The 994-nt window shown below is 35.0% G+C and carries 2 protein-coding genes; both read left to right on the forward strand.

The genetic code is table 11. The features are described from left to right. Positions 1-728 (forward strand): T9SS type A sorting domain-containing protein (locus AB671_RS21660; protein ID WP_157444303.1); only part of this gene is annotated, 728 nt, incomplete at its 5' end. A gap of 10 nt (positions 729-738) precedes the next feature. Beyond that, positions 739-994: hypothetical protein (locus AB671_RS21665; protein ID WP_157444304.1), on the forward strand; the 256-nt coding region annotated here is incomplete at its 3' end.

Consider the following 994-nt stretch of genomic DNA (forward strand, 5'->3'; position numbering starts at 1 on the left):
AAAAGTCAGGAAATAAAACAGTTGGAATTGAAGAAGGAACAGATATCTGGCTGATTTCTTTAAATACAAGAGGTGAAGAACAGTGGCAAAAATCTTACAACTTTAAGAATCGTGATATTCTGATGGGAATGAATGTGATAAGCGGGATGCGGGGTGCCGGAAGCGGGGTTAATGGAGTAAGTCCAACGAAAGGAATATTGTTGGGTGGTTACACTCAGGCTGAAGGAAGAATTGAAGCTGATGATGAGACCTTTTGGATGCTTTATATCGACAATGACGGAAATGAACAATGGAGAAAGCATGTAAAAGGAGAATCAAGGAAGAAAGAGGAAAGACTTTCTGATCTGAAAATGAATAAAGACGGGTCTATTGTTTTAGCAGGAACAAGCGCTGAAGAATTAGGAAAAGAGAACTGGAAGATTGTGAAACTTGATGACAGCCAGATTGACCAATTAATAGAGAAACAGAATATTAAAATCTATCCTAATCCGGTATCTGATTATTGTTATGTTGAAATAGGATTTGAGGATGGAAGCTGGAAGCTGGGTGACGGGAAGTCTGAAGCCGAGATTACGCTTTATGATATGGGTGGAAGACAGCTTCAAAGCCTGAAAACAAAGAATAAAATAACGAAAATCAATACGCAGAGTCTTATTCAGGGAGCATATCTGATTGTTGTAAAAACGGATACTGATAAAACTGCGAATGCTAAATTGATTAAAAAATAAAACTAATTTCATGAAGAAAAATACAATAGCTATAATTTTATTATTATCTTCTTTAAATCATATTTTAATTGCCCAGACAACAGGTGATGATTTTAATAAAAATGTTGATGATATTAATAAACTCTTTCCTGCAGCTCCTACTTCAAACAACCTCATGAAATTTGAAGAAGTGCCTGTAAGTTATTATACAGGAATTCCTGATATCAGTATCCCTCTTTTCAATATTCCTACAAACAACCCAAATGTAAATTTGAATGTTCAGTTAA

This window comes from Chryseobacterium sp. BGARF1 (genome assembly GCF_001677955.1).
Lineage (GTDB): Bacteria > Bacteroidota > Bacteroidia > Flavobacteriales > Weeksellaceae > Chryseobacterium.